Origin of the sequence: Chitinophaga hostae (assembly GCF_018224885.1) — a bacterium.
Taxonomy (GTDB): Bacteria; Bacteroidota; Bacteroidia; order Chitinophagales; family Chitinophagaceae; genus Chitinophaga; species Chitinophaga hostae.
Map to the genome: position 1 here is coordinate 255,433 of NZ_JAGTXB010000008.1, position 16,661 is coordinate 272,093.

A 16,661-nucleotide genomic window follows, 5' to 3' on the forward strand; every position below is an offset into this window, starting at 1 on the left:
ATTGCTGATTTTGAATCTTCAAAATCAGCAATACATATTATTTTTGACCCGCTGCACTTTTAAAGTCCGTAAACATCTTTCCATCATAACAATGCACCCCAGCTCCAGATCCAAACCAAATACTTCCATCGTTAGCTTCCAAAAGTCCCAAAAAAGCTGGCGGTCCTGACATAATTTCGGTTACAGTAGGCTTTTTGTTGTACAAGGGCTTGTAATCATAACGAGAAAGTGCCCAGACTGATCCACCACGAGGATCTATGCTACCTGTAGTCCAGATGTTTCCCTTTTTATGCATAAGCCCCCCTCTGCGACACCTTAGTAAAGGTTCTGCTATCATAATGTTTCCGTTTCTATCTTGCGTTACATTCCGAACCTGACTCATAGGCACCTTGGAGCTAGTCAACTCTTTAAGTTGAGATTCGGAGTAGCCATTGTGCTCTTTACTGAAATTATCTTGTAATACGTTTGTTTGGTTTTGTCTACCAGAGGCGGTGTGAAAAACAACCATCAGGAACAAAGCATATACTTGCATGTATTTCATAATTTATCTACTCAGCAACCGCCTTTGTTAGGGGCACGTTTATAAATTATTTTACTATCTCGTTCTATATAGTCGCCCGCTACTATTGGATATGAATACTTGGGCGCGTACGATACACCACGACTTCTTATAATTATCTTGTCGTTAACTTTCAGGCTACGCAATTGCTGAAATTCATTAGACTTTTCCAGCCCAAAACTGAGAATATAATCGTCACCATCCATCCTGACCATCACTCCGAAACCTAATCGTGAGCCTGGCGGAAGAGACAAAGAGGTTACAACAGCTTCCATATTGGTAGAATCATTTATGTGCTTGTTTATTTTAGCAGCACCGTCAAGCACTTTTTTACCTTCTGGAGACGCTTTCCATTCTTTGAACTTTATACCCTCCGGGGTAGCCTCCCATCGTTTCAATTCGGCTGCCCTTTCAGCAGCAGAGAGTGGCTTGGAGGTCGGTTTTTTAGAAGCTTCATTTTTGATTTCGTGATTAGCAAATACTAGTCCGCTTACCACAACCAGCAGTAAGATCAGCGCATAAATAACTTTTTTCATATTTTTTGTGGGTTTAATTAACATAGATCTATCGCCAGATAAATCAGATTTGATTAAGGCCTTTCTTTTATTTTCCATATCCTTTTAAAATTGATGCAACAAAAATACTTTGACATCTTTCGGCGCGGAAATTTGGATTGTAAATAAAAATGTAACCTTTGTAAATAAACCGTAAATAGTATGTATCTTCTTAATCCGTGGGGCTTTCAGTTTGGAGGACAGTGGCGATTGGGGACTGGTGGTGCGATAGATTCCCGGTTCGATGATAATACCAGACGGTTAACGGGCTGTTTATTTTGAAGGTAGTGTCTTTTCATCATGCAATAGGGATAGGTACCCATTGTCTTGATTTCCTACTTTTTGGGGCAGGTGACCCAATGAGGCTAAATAGTCAACAAGATCAATTTGTTTAGCCGCTGCACATATTATATTTTTCGCACACACGTTTTCAGGTTCACATTAGTTATCCGATTTCTCATCTGTCCCTCAAGAACTCCAGGACGTAATTGTTGATCTCAGCGTGCTGCTCCTCATTGCCAAAATCATTCATATCATTGTGTTTTGTGCTTGAAAGCTTTATTATTGTCATTCCGAGTCGCTTTTGCTTTTCATCTGTAGGTAATACATCAACATCGGCAGGTTGATCGCTTGAACGTAATGAATAAACCTTTGGGTCAGAAGTTCCGGGAAGTGCCATTCTTCTGTTATCCAGCGTAATAATCTTTCGGGCTACGTTTGGATATTTCTGTGGGAACAAAGCAACCATATCCCCGCCATTGGAATGTCCGATAAGCGCAACATTTGCGAAGTCCAATTCCGGGTTCGATTTTTTCAGTTCATTAATGACAAATAATATGTTGTCAGCTCCTCTGTCCCAAAAAGGGCGCCTGACAATTTGAGGGATTCCACTTGAAGGAATTAAGCTATCGGTCGGGAGTTCGTGCTGGATGCTTGCTACAAAGAAACCCTTAGACGCCAAAAATCTTGTCAGATAAGAGTATGCCAAATAGCTTCCAGGTCTGTTTTCCCCATAACCATGACTAAAAATTACGACATGCTGTACATTAGCAGTGTAACGCTTTGGTTTGAATATGGCAATAGGAACTTCACGGCTCCTTAATTGATCAAATAGCCTTATTGTATCTAACAAAACTTCATAGGTTGGATCTGATGATCTATTATGGACCCTGCTTTTGGTTGCCAAACAACTGGTCGATCCCAGGGATACTATTGCTAGAATTAGAAAAAGAATTATCCTGCTCACTTTAGTCATTGAGAATTTCGTTTTACAATTTAACCGGCACAACATATTACAAAAAAAATAAAATTGACATATCTGCCTGTTAACAATGCCTCCTGATCAAAAGTATTCATTTTCAAAACGACAAACCAGCTATACGCCTTAAATCATGAATAAATAAATTCGAAATTTGTATAGGCAGGGTGACAGAGCAGACAAAACAGTATCACTGCTGTTTTGTCCTTTTTTTATTCAGCGGAAATCTTTTGTCCAATGTGTATATTGGTAACGAATAAGGTTATGTTGTATTGGAATACAGCAGATCTTACCTGACGCTGTATTCCGGTTTGGGGAAGGCGCCGGGTGTAGAATACCGTATCGAGTTACCTCCATAATACCAGGCGCCCAGCCCGGTGATCATCAACGCCATATGGTATACAAAATTCTCCACGTCTTTTTGTATAGCGCCGAAATTGGGCAGATTGGCCTGAATCTCAGCAAACTCTCTTACGTATTCGTCATGCATTCGCAAAGATTCGGTACAGGCTTCTTCTACCGATACTTTAAATTGATGCATGATCACCACTACTATATTTAAAATTTCCGTATCTATCGCCAGTTCTTTTTTCAAAGATGCGAGATCATTTTGTATAGCCATGATCCGGCACATTAATGCTTTCAGCCGCTGTATAACCGGATGCTCAGATACATACCTGGGCGCGATAAAGTTAATAGAAGGCTCCACAGGATCGCCATAGGGATACATGGAAATAGAATATTCACGGATAAACATCAGGTTGTCGAGCGTAGGACATCGTTTGGCAAGCTTATACGGGGTTTCTTCCATGATGCCATAGGTAGTATAGCGGTAGAATGATTGTGCCCACCGTTCGAACCAATAATCATTCACATATGGAAGAAATTCCTCCCGGCTACGGGCTACCTGGCGTATCAATCCGATATCGTCAGGTCGGGGAGCTTCACCCAGCATCACATCCATGATGTGATCCCGGATACCTGCCAGTTCATGAACGGGGCAAACCTCGTGATAATCGTCATACAAAGTCAGCCAGACCATAAACCGGGCAATAGGACGGATCTGTTCCATAGTGGTGCAAGCGGGAAACATATAAGAGGTAGCCTGTGCAAGGCCATGCCGCTTATATTTTTCGCGGGTCCCTTCAGACATAAAGGTGTAATCCGTATCTATCCAGTTGTTCTCTTCTTCATAAAATTCCTCGGAAAAGCGCCCGATGAAATAGGGCCAGGGATACTTGGGAATGGGTGATTCAAATGACATAGTGAAGTGTTTTTCGGGTTATGATTTACAGGTAACCGTTTATGGCAGATGAAATCAACCGCTACAGCAGCCAATTACCGATATAAAATTAAATCGGCCCGGTGCGGTTAAACTGCAGTCCAGCGCAATTTAGTACAGACCATAAGGTTGTAAGGCTTTTTACCTGATAGGAATTCCTTACAGAAACTATAGCCCTAAGATTGTGATTGGGCTGCCTGGGAGTACTTCTTCCTGTAATCAACCAACGACATACCCGTATACTTCCTGAACACCCTCCTAAAAGCATTAATATCATTATACCCTATCTCAAAAATAATTTCATTGACTGTTTTGGTACCCAATTCCAACTGCTTTTTAATCGCCTCCACTTTTACTCTCTGCATATATTCTATCAAAGAATTACCGGTCGACTTCTTAAACCTTCTTTCAAATGTTCTGCGACCTACACCAAATTTCGAGCTGATCTCATCAATCGTGAATCGCTTATCCGGATTCTCTTCGAGAAACTGCTGTGCTTTTAATACTGCTGTATCGTCGTGTTTTTTCTGACCCATAAAAATGAGAAACTGATGCTGGCTTTTTCTCCCTATGTCAATTTCAAACATTTTGGAGGCTAATACGGACATTTCCCTGCCTACATGCTTTTCAATGATATACAAAAGCAGGTTTAAATAAGAGTAGGTTCCCCCGCTTGTATAAATACCATTTTCGTCGGTTATAATAGCGTCTTCCATTAGGTTCACTGCGGGGAACATCATTTCAAACTCGTTTTTAGCGGCCCAATGTGTTGCACATTTCCTGCCATTAAGCAACCCTGTTGAAGCTAGAAAGAAAGAGCCCACACAGAGGCTGGCCAGTTCCGCACCTTCTTGATATTGCGCCCTGACCCAATCGCAAAATCCCTCATTGGATTTCAAGGTTTTTGGGAAATCACCGCATATGATCGGTATAACGATCAGGTCCGTTTTTTTGACTTCACTTATCTTCTTGTCAACGTTTATCGTGTACAATGCTCCATTCAACGAGGTATGTGCCGTCAGCCCCACAATTTCAATGGTATAAAAGGCCGCTTTCCCACTATATTTAAGGAAATCATTAATTCTTGAAAACAACTGAAGACTTCCATCAATGCTGGTCATGGTGGCATCGTTCAACGCCAGGATTGAAATATGTTTCATAGCACGAATTTAATGAAAACGCTGTCGCGATCGGCATGTAAGATTGTCGTTTTTGCCATGCTTACTATTTTGAAGATGAAGGTAATATTGCAATAAATCAGCTAAAAATGAAACGAATATTAATCGCCGCGATCTCCGGATGCGTCATCCTGTTCATATGGGGAGCCTTCTCTCACCTGGTCCTGTTTATAGGTGCAGGGTTTACGCCACTGCCCAATGAAGATACGGTTATCAGGACGCTGCAAAACACGTTGCCAAAGCAAGGGCTTTACTTCTTTCCGGGGAAAGATTTCAGACGAACTACTGCCGGGCAGGAATCAACATTTGAGAAGAAATTTAAAACGGGTCCGGTTGGGATGGTCATCTACCGGCCGGTTGGAGGTAACCCTCTCTCGTTAGGTAAGCTGGGAACGCAGTTTACCAGTAATTTTATCACGAGTCTGATCATTTCATTTATAGTGTCACTCCTGGCTGCGTCCTATTGGAAGCGTGTATTCGCGGTCAGTCTCCTCGCTGCATTAGCTTGTGCTTCGGTAAGCACGATTTATTGGAACTGGTATGAATTTCCGACCAGCTTTTTCCTGGCGCAATGCATTGACCAGGTAGTTGGCTGCATGCTGGCGGGTTTGGCTATTGCTAAAATAGTTCCGTCAGCTATAAATCGCTCAAATAAAAACGGACGATAAGTAATATGCCGCAGGAATAAACCATAAAAAGGCGCTGATGTTTTTATTCCTAAAAACTTCAACGCCTTTTCGCCGGGTTTATTCCGCCATAAAAGCGGCAAAAGAGATCCCGCCTGGCAGGCTTATTTCGCCTTACTTTCAAAATAATGAACGATCTCTCCTACCGTTCCCATGTGAGGCATCTCGGCCGGCGCATTCTCCATCCCAAACTGCGTTTGTAACTTGGAGAAAAGCTGCACAGCCAGGATAGAATTCATCCCCAGGTCATTTAAAGAGTGTTCGGCAGTGATGGCACTTTCAGGAATACCAATAGAATTACTAATTTCATTAATTACTGTTGACTCAATAGCGGTTTTCATATACTGTTATTTTGAAGGTGAAAACTTTCGGTCCTGGCTTAATTTCCAAAAGAACCGATTTATAAATAACCTTTTTTATTGTAAATGGTTCGATCCTTTACAGATTTATACCTCTATGCGTGTAAAAGGTGCTGGGCCCGAATCTTGTCATCCGGAACATGCATAAGTCGAAAATCAGCAAGTTATGCATAGTTATTTGTGCAACTTAGCTCTACCTTTGACCAATGAAACCGAAAGGATCCACTAGAGAGGATTATCTGAAAAGAATCAACCTGGTTATTGCTTACATCGATGATAATATGGGTGAAGAAATTTCCTTAAAGAAGCTGGCAGAGATTTCTAATTTCTCTCCTTTTCATTTCCATAGAATATTCAAAGCATTCCAAAACGAAACCTTCTCAGCGTATATTTCGAGGATCAGGATACAACGGGCTGCGCTGTTACTCCGTTACTCTGAATTATCGATCGAAGCTATTGCTTACCTGATCGGGTACCAAACAGCCTCTTCTCTGTCAAGGGCCTTCAAACTCAGCTATGGAGCCACTCCCATCGAATACAAACATCAGTCGAACGTTTATCTCTTCATAAAAAACGATATGAAACAGGACAACCAACTCAAATTAACATTACCGCATCCGGACATGGTTCACCAGCAAGACTTACAAGTAATCTATATTCGGTTAACAGGAAGTCCTGCCACGGTTGATTATCCCGGCGCATTCGCCCGGCTCTGGAACCACCTTGCAGAAGAAAAGTATATACCGGACCAGGTTTCACATATCGGTATTTATCATGATGATCCGAAAGTAACCTCCCATGAAAAACTGCGTTCAGATATCTGTCTCACTATTAACCGCGAGATCCAACCCAGGGGAGATATCGGGGTAAAAACGATAACAGGAGGAAAATATGCAGTATTCAGGTATAAAGGGCCATATCATCATCTTGGCAATATTCATGACATGATTTTCAGGGAGTGGCTGCCGGAAAGCGGCTATGAACTACGGGATGAACCATTTTTTGAGAAGTTTGTAAGCGACCCTGATAAAACAGCTCCCGACAAGCAAGAGGTGGACATCTATATTCCTGTTATCCAGCCGTTCTAAATCCAGTTTCCAACAAGTAAGGGAGCTGTGTTTGCGTATCATTGCTATGAAGTGATACGCAACCGATATCTCCATCCTGGAATTTACGTACTACATTTGTGTATACTTTATCCATCGGCATCTGGTCATGTAATGCTAAAATAGCAGAAAGACCGGTGGCCAGGATTAATTTTTACGCCATGTACATCATCATTTAATAAGGCTATTTCTGTACCTATAATATAAAAATACGTACGAGAAGAAGATACCTATTGACTTCAACTGCGGAATAAGTGTAACGTTGGAAATTATCGGGAAGAAATGGAAGCCTTGCCTGATTGATGCTATCAACAAAGGTGTGCGCAGGTCGGCGGTGAATCTTTAATCCAAACTCCCGGAACCCTTCGTCCCGGGAGCCCTACAGCCATCAAACCAAACTATACCCCTTCGCCTTAATCACCCCCAGCATTTCCCGTATATGCGACACCGTAGTCACCGGGTTCAGTATTGTAAACTTCAAATAAAAGTTATCATCCACTTTGGTGCTGGCTACAATACAGGTACCCTCAAAGAACAACGCCTGCTTAATCCGAAGATTCAGGGCCGACAAATCAGTAACAATACCAGTGGGCCTGAAACGGAATACCAGCACACCCAGATCCGAACTGCTGAGCAGGTCAAACTCAGGGTCCTGGTGCAGCAAAGCGGCGGTAGCAGCTGCGGTGTCTATCATCATATCGGTGTATACACCAAGTTTATGTTTCCCCATCAGCCGCAGCGTGCACCAGAGTTTTAATGCGTCGAAACGCCGGGTGCTCTGGGTGATGGATTTATTGATCTGCGCGGGTAATTCATCGTAGTCCTGGTCTTCCGGGTTCAGGTAGTCTGCATGGTGTTTCACCAATTGCAGACTGGATTTATCTTTCACGAGAAAAGCGCTGCTGCTGATAGGCTGGAAGAAAGACTTATGGTAGTCGATGGTAACAGAATCAGCCTGCTCTATTCCTTTCAGCAGGTGGCGGTATTTATTGGACAGCAACAAACCGCATCCATAAGCCGCGTCTACATGCATCCAGAGCTGGTACGCAGCGGCGATGTCTGCGATGGGCTGCAACGGGTCAATGTTCCCGAAATCCGTGGTGCCGGCGGTGGCCACTATGGCAATGGGAATATTTCCCTGTCCCAGCTCTTTATCCACGGCGGTCCTGAGTGCCGCGGCATCCATACGGAAACGGCCGTCTGTCTTTACTTTTACAATAGCCTGCTCTCCGAGACCTAACAACCAGGCATTTTTCTGGTTGCTGAAATGAGCCTTATCGGATACAAATATCCTGAAACGTGGCGCCTGTACGGGTAGTCCATCCTCTTTGATATGATGTCCGAGGGTCTTCACCGCAAAATGATCTCTTGCCAGTAAGAGGCCCATCAGGTTGGACTGTGAACCGCCCCCGGTAAACACACCATCAGCATTCGTATAGCCGATTTCGTTAGCCGTCCAGTCTATCAGCCGCCTTTCAATAAAAGTGCCTCCTGCGCTCTGATCATAGGTATCCTGCGAGGAATTGATAGCGCTGATGATCACCTCTGCGGCTAATGCAGGTATTACCACGGGGCAATTGAGATGAGCGATGTACGCCGGCAAATGAAATGCGGTAGCATGGCGGATATACAATTCATTCACTTCTTCCAGCAACGCATCGTAACCGGTCAGCGGACGGTCCAGGTCCACGCCGTAAACAGCCTCCTGTATGTCAGCAGGTTTTATGCCTGAAAAAGGCTGCCTGGTATTATGCAGGAAGTCTGTCACTGCTGTCCGTGCTTTTTCTACGGCCTGGTGGTATTCTGCATTGGTTTCTTCATAAAATATGTCTTTCAGTAATAGCTTGCTCTTGTTGTATTGTTGAAGGGGGGCTTCTGCGGTAGCCTGATCTGTATGCATAAGTAAGTATTTTTAAGAAGAGGATGATTAACGGAAGATGCTGCCATAATGCTCTTCCATGATAAAATAAGGATCTTCTGTTTTCGTGACCGATCGGATATCGATAAGACTGGTTTTGCTCATCATGCGCAGCATCATTCTCCGTTCGCAGGGTACGAGTACCCCTTTTTCTTCCCGGTAGCCTGCTACAAAAGCATTTCTTCCGTGTGCACAGAGATGATTATTGACGAAGATGAGATCACCCGCGGCAGGCACAAAATCATTGTAGATGTGTGTTTTGGCCACTTTCCAGAACTCCTCCAGGTGGTGCATGGCTTCTGCGCTCTGGCGGGCCGCTGGATTATAAAGCTGCTCGGCCGCATCAAAGCGGATGAACGGATAGGTTTCATTGCCATATAACACGCCCGTGGTCACCTCCTCTCCTATAGCGGCATCTTGTGCATAATTAGCGTCTTTGGGGCATTTGTACAATGGCCGGAACAACGGCTGCATCACCTCGTCTGTGGCCCCGTGCGAACGGATGGAATACAGCGTGGAAGGAACCTGCTCTTCATTCCTGATAAACAGGAAGCTCAGAAAATCGGCCTGATGAAAGAGAAAAGCATCTTCTGTATGCACAAACAGATCTGTACGGGAGCCGCTTCCTGTTTGGGTATGACTCATGCGCTCGTCGGGTATGATGGCATGCATCAGCCCACCGCCTTTGCGCTGGGCATAATATTGTACCAGTTTGCTGGGCACTGCGCCATGCATAAGACTACTGATAAAACCATATGTCTTCAGCTTCTCGTAATCGGCCTCCTTCCAGCTGGAAGGGGTTTTCCCCAGTTCATCCTGGTCTACCTGTATCAAACCTCTGAAAACAATGGCGCCGTATTGAGCGGCGGAATAATCTGTACCGAAGTTGCTGAGTATGCGTGCAATGCGCTCTGGTAGCAACTGGTAGGCATTCAGGTGCAGTGAAGCAATAAAGGCCGGGTTTTCGTAACTGCCATATTCCCTGATCAGTTTTTGACCTATATAGAACATGGCAGTAGATTCCCTGGCGGTAATGTCCACGATAAGCGGGGCCGACGGCGGCACAACGGAAGTCTCCTTCCATGCTTCCGTAGTGATGCCGGGTGTTGTTATGATGGCGTTTTTCATGTTGAAGGGTTTAAATGGATCATTGACTTTTTTCTCTTTTCATGCTGCAGGGCGCTCCATCCCTCTGCACGGTATTCGGCGGCCATTTTGCCGCCATCGATATGGTTCCAGCCGGGAGGCATAATAATATATTTCAGTTTGTTTTTCAGACCCCGAGCGTTCTTTACGTCGGCCCAAAGGTCCCGCCAAAGCTGCAGTTGTACCTGTAACAGGTTTTTACCGCTGATCTTATCGTTGAGTATGCCGTAAACAGGTTTCACCTGGTCCATCTCAGTTTGGAAAGTGCCGAAAATCCGGTCCCATATAGAAAACGTTTCTCCGTAATTCCTGTCGAGATAGATATGATTCTTTGCATGATGCACCCGGTGAACAGAAGGGGTAATGAACAAACATTCCAACCAGCGTTGTTTTCCCACCATCTCATCAAAGTGATCGTTCACATGTTCATAAAGACCGTACAGTCTTGCAATGGCTTCGCAGATGAAGATCATAAAAGGATCAAATCCCAATATGGGCAGGGCTATAACGGTAAGGGGTATATGCAGGAATCCGAGGAAGGAACCACGAACGGCTACCGTCAGCTTCATTTCTTCTGCGGTATGGTGTACCCCGTGGATACACCAGAAAAAACGTACCCTATGCCCCAGGTAATGTACCAGCCAAAACATCAGGTCATAAACGAGATAGGCCAGTATCCATACATACCAGGCATATCCAAGCGTAAAGAAGCGGTACTCGTACATCCACATCATGGTGCCGAAAATGAAGATCTTACCCAGGAAGAAATAAGGGAAGCTGTCCAGTACATAGGACATCACATTTACCCAGCCCTCCCTGTTGCTTTCCATTTTTTTTGAGATGACCAATATTACCCATTCCAGTACTACCAGCCCAAGCACGATATATCCGAATACGCTCTGCATTTTACCCAGCAGCAGCGGAAGATAAGTTCCCATAAAATAGAATAGTTATGCGGGTTAAAAGATCAATAGAGCCACGTTGTTTTCTTATCAATGGCAGTGCGTTTTTTTGTGCTGCAGTAATTTCGCCGGTCATAGTACCCCATGTAAAAAAAGCCCAGGCACTGTTCATTTTCCACCAGCCAGTTTTCCCTGGCGTAGGCAACACAGGCATCGCAACTGTCCCAATAGGCGCCGATATCATAGGCTTCACAGGTCAGCGCCATATTTTGCACAGCGCAACATACCGCTGCCATCTCTTCCCATTCCTTTATATCGATCTTCCTGTTGCGCTGCATGATGATGACAATAATACAAGGAGCCTTTAAAGGATACCGCCTCGCCCGCTCATGCCTGCTGTGCGTCCACTCCGCTGCGGATAGCCGTTCCCGGTAGTATGATGCCAGGTACTCACCGAAAGGCGCACGCTGGCTTTCCTGCAATACAATGAAACGCCAGGGTTGCGTCATCTTGTAGGTAGGCGCCCAAGTGGCATTGGTCAGTATCTCCCGGATCACAGCTTCGGGTACCGGCACATCCAGGTAGTCGTCGGCAAATACACTCCGTCTCCGGCGGATGATGTCCGTCAGCAGTTGCTGACGGACATGCCGTTCTTCTTCACACATGATCATTGGCTCAGGGCATTTTCCAGCCCGGCAACAGCTGTGGTGGCACGTTTGAAAGGGGCGATCGGATTCTGCAACATGCCAGCCAGCTGCAAACTCCCGGCCGGATCGGCCAGATCCACCATCTGCTTGTTATTACGCAGCTGCAGTCGATTCAGGCAGGATAAAATGAACTCCGGCGCAAACATATCGTACTGCTCAAATTTAGCGGCAAGATGTGGCTGATCTTCCTGGTAAGCATATACACATGCTGCTACCTGCTGCCAGAAATCCTCCTCCCGGTATGCACATTTGATCACCAGGATATTTGACAGGAAACGGAAGAAACAATCAAAAACATCGGTGAGTATGCTCAGTATCCGTAATTCCTCCGGAACGGTCACGCATATACGTCTTCCTTTTTCTGCTATGTCAGTATTCATACGGAACACGCCGATTTCTTCCGTAATATCTTTCATAATGGCCTTCACCGGCACATGATTTTCCAACACGAGGATCAGGTTCTCGCCATGTGGCATAAATACAAGGTCGTGTTCGTAGAAACAGTGCAGCAATGGTGTAAGATAAGCCTGCAGATAACGCTCCAGCCAGTCGTGTATAGAGATACCCGAAGCGGCTATCAGCGCGGGCAACAAAGCATTACCCTGGTAGTCAGTATGCAACAGGGCCGCCATGGTCATCAACTGCTGACCGGGTTGCAGTACCCTCGCAGGGCTTTCTCTCCAAAGCCCTGCCAGCATCTTATTATAAGCTACCTGTTTACCAAACGGCTCATAATAGAAATTGCGGTAACCAACAGTAGCCACTTCGCACAACAGGGTAAATCCGTTCTGCCTCAGATAAGGATCTTCGCCAACATACTTGCGTATCCACTCCGTAATAGGCGGCGTACTGTCCATGTAATACGGCGTAAGCCCGCGTACAAAGCCCATGTTCAGAATAGACAACGCTGTTTTGGTATAATGTTTTTCCGGATGACTGAGGTTATAAAATGTACGGATAGACTGCTGCGCATTGAACATATCAGGACTGTATCCCAGGCACACCAGGTGCTGATTGGCCAGGTCGGGCGCACAGATGATAGCCAGTTTATTATACCACTGCCACGGATGTACGGGAATAAAGAAATAATCATCCGGAGAAAGCCCCTTGTCCGTTAGTTTTTTATTGAAAGATGTCAACACCTCTTCCCCCAATTCATCAGCGATGAGTTTACTGTAAGGAAGCTCCTCTACCGCGCTGTATGCTGTGCGGCTTTTATGACCGGCCAGCCATACCAGCTGCATAGGCTGATCCGCTTCCGGCGCATACCTGGTGTAGTCGTTTACATCAAAACCAATACGCCCGTTGTTCGCTACAAAGCAAGGGTGACCGGAAGTCATCGCATGCTCAAAGGTCTGGTAGTCGGATTGTGCCAGTTCTTTCATAGACAACTGCGGCCTGTTCATCGTATAGGCGATGCCGTTAAGGGTGCTGGTGATCTCTTCCAGGTATGCAGGAAGGTTCTCCGTACTGATGTTCAACTGCTGCTGAAACTCCTGTATCAGCAGGATACTGTCTGGCGCCAGGTCCTGGCCCTGGCTCACTTTCCGGATACTATCCGCATCAATAGACCAATGGTTAAGACGGAGGATCCGGGCGCGGAAAAAGTAAATAGTGTGAGCCGCATCCGGGGCCGTCAACCGGTATTGCGACCATTCCCCGTCATCGCTGATCCACGCTGGCTGCAGCAGCAGCTCATGGGTAAACTCACTGATAATTTTGGCCACATGCAGGCGGTTGGCCCTTGCCCAGGTATCAGGTTGCAAATGGCTGATCACCTGTTCCGGGGTATTCATAATCGTTTCGCTGGTATACATAATCAATTATTTTTTTTGCTTTTAAGATATTGTTCACGGGTACAAAAGGCCAGTGCGGCGGTTTTATGCGGTAGCTGCACTTCTTTCTCATAGATGAAGCCTGCCCGTTTATTGATACGATGAATTTTTTCGTTGCGGATATCAGGCTCCACTACCACCCTGTTGTGCCGGGGATTATCAAACAGGAAATCCATGACGACAGTAAATACCTGCCAGGTAAAGCCGTGTACAGGTATTTCCGGCGGACCAATCAGTATATGCATCCCTACATCTCCGGGTTCGGGTTTGTAGAAATTGCCAATGATATCATTTTCCGGCTCATAACACTCACAGAGAAATGCGGTTTTCCCGTTTATCTTGCCAATCAATGCAGTCGCATACTCGCTATGATGCATGGCAGTATATAATGCCAGCACGGCTTCATATGGTTGGTCAGTCATGCCCCAATAGTGTGCATATGGTTGCGTAACCCAGCGATAAATTTCCGGGGTATCGTGTTGCAGGTCCATTGGCCATAGTTCCACTACTCCCAGGATATGGGCAGGGACCTTATATACGGGTCGTTGTTGTAAGGATATTGTTTTCATTGTCGGGATGAATTAACCGGTTGAAAAAACGGACGTGCCAGCTGGTAATACATGGCCGTTACCAGCAAATAGCCGGCAAGGGCCACTATGAACGGGATATGCAGCGGATAATGCTCCACCAGTATACCGGCAGAAAATGATGCAGTGAGCACGCCCAGGTTTTGAAAGAAATGTATCTTGCTATACTCCACCGCATACGAAACAGGATCGCAGACATGGAACAACAAGGCATCGAAGCGGACGGCCGACTGGAAAAACGCCCAGCCATAGAGGCATCGGCCAGCGATGATGGTAACAGTGGATGGATAAGACTGTAACAGCAATCCTACCAATGCCAGCAGCAACGCCGGCACAATAGCATGCCATGGCGTACCCGGTGCTTTGCGCCGGCGGTTCATCCAGAGCGCAAAGGTGGCTACTGCTGCCGGAATGGCGTATACAGCCCCTGATAATATGCTGCTGTGCAGCATAGACACGGTTTCCCAGTATTTAACAAAAAACGGGCGGATGATGAAATCACTATAGTAAAAAAACAGGGTGATCACACTCAGTCGCAGCACCGTGCCGGAAGGTATCAGCGCGGCCCAGCTTTGTGAGTGCGCTGCTGTTACCGCCGGCCCCGGAATAGTTTTCCCCCGGCTCCACAACAGGTATCCGCTTAGCCCCGCCTGGAAGAAATCTCCCGCAGCCATTCCCAGGTAGATGTACTGCGGCTGCATCCAATCTATGACCATACCACCGAAAACCGCTCCCAATACACTTCCCAGGTGGATAATCACTGACAGTACACTGATAATACCCACATGTTTATCTGTATCGGTGATACGCAATATGAAAGGATATACCAGCAGGTAACTGCCTTTAAAGATGATGATCGCCAGCGACGCTATCCAGAACAGCGTATAATTGGTGATATAGGCGCAGGAGGCGGCCAGTACACCCGCAATGATCTGCGTATATACCAGTATACGAAGCTCCGGTATACGCCTGGATACCATGGCCCATATAGGGAATGCCACCATTACTGTAGCACATACGGCGCTAAAGTAGGTGCCGGTAACCCGTGGATCCTGTATGCCAAAGCGCGAAGCAAAGAACAGCGGATAAAACGGATGCATCATATAGTCGCTAACTACCGCCACCAGCGTCATTAATATCAGGTAAAACCGTAGTGGCATATCAGATCAGGTGAGGTTGTGATGGCACTATTTCTTCACCGGCAGTTACCGAAAACTGCTGGAAGGCGATGCGTTGCTCAATCGGATATACCTCACGGCCCAGCATCTCCCGGATGATCCAGGCATTGCGGTAACAGCCCATACCCAGGTCCGGCGTTACAAAACCATGGGTATGTAGTTCTGCATTCTGCACAAAAATGCTGCCCGCCTGATCAATGGTGTAGTTGCGATTCACCGCATAACGGCCTTTTTCATCCAGCTGTATTTTGTGGAGAATGGGCTCCATAAAATCAGGAATGCGCGCGGTGTAACCGGTGGCCAGCACCAGGCCTGCGGTTTGATGAGCATAATATTTTTCCTGTTCTTCCTGGAAAAAGGTGAGCCGGAAATCTTCCGCATTCGGATCATATACCGCCTCACACAAATCCGCATTGGTACGGAGGGAGATATCAATATCCGCCACCAGCTTCTTGGCATAGATCGTATCAAAAATTGCAGCGATCAGATCATTGTTAATCCCTTTGTACAGGTGCTTCTGGCGATGCAGCAACTCATCCCGCTTATACTGCGGTAAGTGGTAGAAGTAATCAACATATTCGGGAGAGGTCATCTCCAATGTGAGCTTGCTATACTCCAGCGGATAAAATCTTGGCGAACGGGTGATCCAATGCAGGGAATAACCATAGGTGTCGATATCCTGTAACAGGTCGTAGTAGATCTCCGCAGCACTTTGTCCGCTGCCCACAATAGTGATAGAGCGTTTAGACTGCAGCTGATGTTTATGTTTCAGGTAGTTGGCGGAATGCACAGCCGCGGTCATCAACTCCCGGCAGATGGCAGGCACATAGGGCACAGTTCCGGTTCCCAGCACCAGTTTCCGCGCCCTTACCAGCAATTCACCTTGTGTGGCATCCGTGCATTGCAGCAGGTAAAGGCCCGCTGTTTCATCATAATCTATCCTTTTAACGGCAGTATTGAAGTGAATCTCCGGCAGCTTCCGGATGGCCCACTGGCAATACTGGTTATATTCATTGCGCAACATTTTGAAATTTTCGCGGATGTAAAAAGCGTATATGCGTCCCTGTTCTTTGAGATAATTCAGGAAGCTGAAAGGATTGGTGGGATCAGCCAGGGTTACATGGTCTGCCATAAAAGGTACCTGCAGTGTAGTGTCCTGCAACAACATCCCCGGATGCCAATTGAAATCCGGTCTTTTGTCCAGAAATATACCGTTAAGGTCAGGAATGGCATGAGTAAGACAAGCCAGTCCGAGGTTAAAAGGGCCAACACCAACAGCCGCAAAATCATAAATCATTTTGTCCATAGCATTTTCATTTTGATAATAACAGGGTATTAAAAGTACGTGCATCAGAGAGGCCGCCCAATCGCCTGGTAATGGTAAAATGCTGGTAGCAGCGTGGTAC

At 46.0% G+C, this 16,661-nt stretch carries 16 protein-coding genes; 2 read left to right on the plus strand and 14 right to left on the minus strand.

The genetic code is table 11. From position 1 onward, the window contains the following. Positions 1 to 37 precede the first annotated feature (37 nt). The 5 genes from KE626_RS18150 to KE626_RS18170 all read right to left on the minus strand — a co-directional run bounded on the left by KE626_RS18150 (position 38) and on the right by KE626_RS18170 (position 4,813). Complete coding sequence (locus tag KE626_RS18150; protein WP_211974343.1) at positions 38 to 532, minus strand: hypothetical protein; 495 nt, start codon at positions 530 to 532, stop codon at positions 38 to 40. Between the two features lie 20 nt (positions 533 to 552). After that, on the minus strand, positions 553 to 1,173 hold the full coding sequence (locus KE626_RS18155) for a hypothetical protein (protein ID WP_249207542.1): 621 nt from the start codon (positions 1,171 to 1,173) through the stop codon (positions 553 to 555). A gap of 397 nt (positions 1,174 to 1,570) precedes the next feature. After that, a complete protein-coding gene (locus tag KE626_RS18160) occupies positions 1,571 to 2,368 on the minus strand; it encodes an alpha/beta hydrolase family protein (RefSeq protein WP_211974344.1) in 798 nt (265 codons plus the stop codon). 292 nt (positions 2,369 to 2,660) lie between these two features. Beyond that, a complete protein-coding gene (locus tag KE626_RS18165) occupies positions 2,661 to 3,635 on the minus strand; it encodes a terpene synthase family protein (RefSeq protein WP_211974345.1) in 975 nt (324 codons plus the stop codon). 194 nt (positions 3,636 to 3,829) lie between these two features. After that, entirely contained in the window at positions 3,830 to 4,813 is a 984-nt protein-coding gene (locus tag KE626_RS18170; protein ID WP_211974346.1) for a GlxA family transcriptional regulator, read from the minus strand. Positions 4,814 to 4,920: 107 nt separating this feature from the next. Between KE626_RS18170 and KE626_RS18175 the strand changes: the two genes are divergently transcribed. Next, positions 4,921 to 5,499: a hypothetical protein gene (locus KE626_RS18175; protein ID WP_211974347.1), complete on the plus strand. Its 579-nt coding sequence runs from the start codon at positions 4,921 to 4,923 to the stop codon at positions 5,497 to 5,499. 122 nt (positions 5,500 to 5,621) lie between these two features. On the opposite strand, the gene KE626_RS18180 is transcribed toward KE626_RS18175, so the two are convergent. Next, positions 5,622 to 5,858, minus strand: coding sequence for an acyl carrier protein (locus KE626_RS18180; protein ID WP_211974348.1), 237 nt, complete (start codon positions 5,856 to 5,858; stop codon positions 5,622 to 5,624). Positions 5,859 to 6,082: 224 nt separating this feature from the next. Between KE626_RS18180 and KE626_RS18185 the strand changes: the two genes are divergently transcribed. After that, positions 6,083 to 6,964, plus strand: a complete 882-nt coding sequence (locus tag KE626_RS18185) for an AraC family transcriptional regulator (RefSeq protein WP_211974349.1) — start codon at positions 6,083 to 6,085, stop codon at positions 6,962 to 6,964. A gap of 406 nt (positions 6,965 to 7,370) precedes the next feature. Here the strand turns inward: KE626_RS18185 and KE626_RS18190 are convergent, their stop codons facing one another. From KE626_RS18190 to KE626_RS18225, 8 genes are read right to left on the minus strand one after another with little or no spacing between them, the layout of a single operon-like run. Further along, a complete protein-coding gene (locus KE626_RS18190; RefSeq protein WP_211974350.1) occupies positions 7,371 to 8,882 on the minus strand; it encodes a pyridoxal phosphate-dependent decarboxylase family protein in 1,512 nt (503 codons plus the stop codon). A 27-nt stretch (positions 8,883 to 8,909) separates the two neighbouring features. Next, positions 8,910 to 10,028 carry a Fe(II)-2OG oxygenase family protein gene (locus KE626_RS18195; RefSeq protein ID WP_211974351.1) on the minus strand — a complete coding sequence of 373 codons (1,119 nt, stop codon included), beginning with the start codon at positions 10,026 to 10,028 and terminating at the stop codon, positions 8,910 to 8,912. Continuing rightward, entirely contained in the window at positions 10,025 to 10,984 is a 960-nt protein-coding gene (locus KE626_RS18200) for a sterol desaturase family protein (RefSeq protein ID WP_211974352.1), read from the minus strand. The genes KE626_RS18195 and KE626_RS18200 overlap by 4 nt, the downstream gene beginning before the upstream one ends. A gap of 29 nt (positions 10,985 to 11,013) precedes the next feature. Next, the gene (locus tag KE626_RS18205; RefSeq protein WP_211974353.1) at positions 11,014 to 11,619 is read right to left on the minus strand and encodes a nitroreductase family protein; all 606 of its coding nucleotides are present in this window, start codon (positions 11,617 to 11,619) and stop codon (positions 11,014 to 11,016) included. Then, on the minus strand, positions 11,616 to 13,472 hold the full coding sequence (locus KE626_RS18210) for an IucA/IucC family protein (RefSeq protein WP_249207544.1): 1,857 nt from the start codon (positions 13,470 to 13,472) through the stop codon (positions 11,616 to 11,618). The genes KE626_RS18205 and KE626_RS18210 overlap by 4 nt, the downstream gene beginning before the upstream one ends. 2 nt (positions 13,473 to 13,474) lie before the next feature. Then, the gene (locus KE626_RS18215; RefSeq protein ID WP_211974354.1) at positions 13,475 to 14,059 is read right to left on the minus strand and encodes a GNAT family N-acetyltransferase; all 585 of its coding nucleotides are present in this window, start codon (positions 14,057 to 14,059) and stop codon (positions 13,475 to 13,477) included. After that, entirely contained in the window at positions 14,056 to 15,237 is a 1,182-nt protein-coding gene (locus tag KE626_RS18220; protein WP_211974355.1) for an MFS transporter, read from the minus strand. Before KE626_RS18220 ends, KE626_RS18215 begins: the two co-directional genes overlap by 4 nt. A gap of 1 nt (position 15,238) precedes the next feature. Continuing rightward, positions 15,239 to 16,561 (minus strand): lysine N(6)-hydroxylase/L-ornithine N(5)-oxygenase family protein, encoded by a 1,323-nt coding sequence (locus KE626_RS18225; RefSeq protein WP_211974356.1) that lies wholly within the window; start codon positions 16,559 to 16,561, stop codon positions 15,239 to 15,241. Positions 16,562 to 16,661: the final 100 nt, after the last annotated feature.

Bases quoted from the DNA above. Each gene is read 5' to 3' on its own strand.
- KE626_RS18205 (WP_211974353.1), bottom strand. From the start codon at position 11,619: ATGATCATGTGTGAAGAAGAACGGCATGTCCGTCAGCAACTGCTGACG.
- KE626_RS18190 (WP_211974350.1), bottom strand. From the start codon at position 8,882: ATGCATACAGATCAGGCTACCGCAGAAGCCCCCCTTCAACAATACAAC.
- KE626_RS18160 (WP_211974344.1), bottom strand. From the start codon at position 2,368: ATGACTAAAGTGAGCAGGATAATTCTTTTTCTAATTCTAGCAATAGTA.
- KE626_RS18180 (WP_211974348.1), bottom strand. From the start codon at position 5,858: ATGAAAACCGCTATTGAGTCAACAGTAATTAATGAAATTAGTAATTCT.
- KE626_RS18175 (WP_211974347.1), top strand. From the start codon at position 4,921: ATGAAACGAATATTAATCGCCGCGATCTCCGGATGCGTCATCCTGTTC.
- KE626_RS18225 (WP_211974356.1), bottom strand. From the start codon at position 16,561: ATGGACAAAATGATTTATGATTTTGCGGCTGTTGGTGTTGGCCCTTTT.
- KE626_RS18155 (WP_249207542.1), bottom strand. From the start codon at position 1,173: ATGGAAAATAAAAGAAAGGCCTTAATCAAATCTGATTTATCTGGCGAT.
- KE626_RS18215 (WP_211974354.1), bottom strand. From the start codon at position 14,059: ATGAAAACAATATCCTTACAACAACGACCCGTATATAAGGTCCCTGCC.
- KE626_RS18165 (WP_211974345.1), bottom strand. From the start codon at position 3,635: ATGTCATTTGAATCACCCATTCCCAAGTATCCCTGGCCCTATTTCATC.
- KE626_RS18170 (WP_211974346.1), bottom strand. From the start codon at position 4,813: ATGAAACATATTTCAATCCTGGCGTTGAACGATGCCACCATGACCAGC.
- KE626_RS18200 (WP_211974352.1), bottom strand. From the start codon at position 10,984: ATGGGAACTTATCTTCCGCTGCTGCTGGGTAAAATGCAGAGCGTATTC.
- KE626_RS18210 (WP_249207544.1), bottom strand. From the start codon at position 13,472: ATGTATACCAGCGAAACGATTATGAATACCCCGGAACAGGTGATCAGC.
- KE626_RS18150 (WP_211974343.1), bottom strand. From the start codon at position 532: ATGCAAGTATATGCTTTGTTCCTGATGGTTGTTTTTCACACCGCCTCT.
- KE626_RS18195 (WP_211974351.1), bottom strand. From the start codon at position 10,028: ATGAAAAACGCCATCATAACAACACCCGGCATCACTACGGAAGCATGG.
- KE626_RS18220 (WP_211974355.1), bottom strand. From the start codon at position 15,237: ATGCCACTACGGTTTTACCTGATATTAATGACGCTGGTGGCGGTAGTT.
- KE626_RS18185 (WP_211974349.1), top strand. From the start codon at position 6,083: ATGAAACCGAAAGGATCCACTAGAGAGGATTATCTGAAAAGAATCAAC.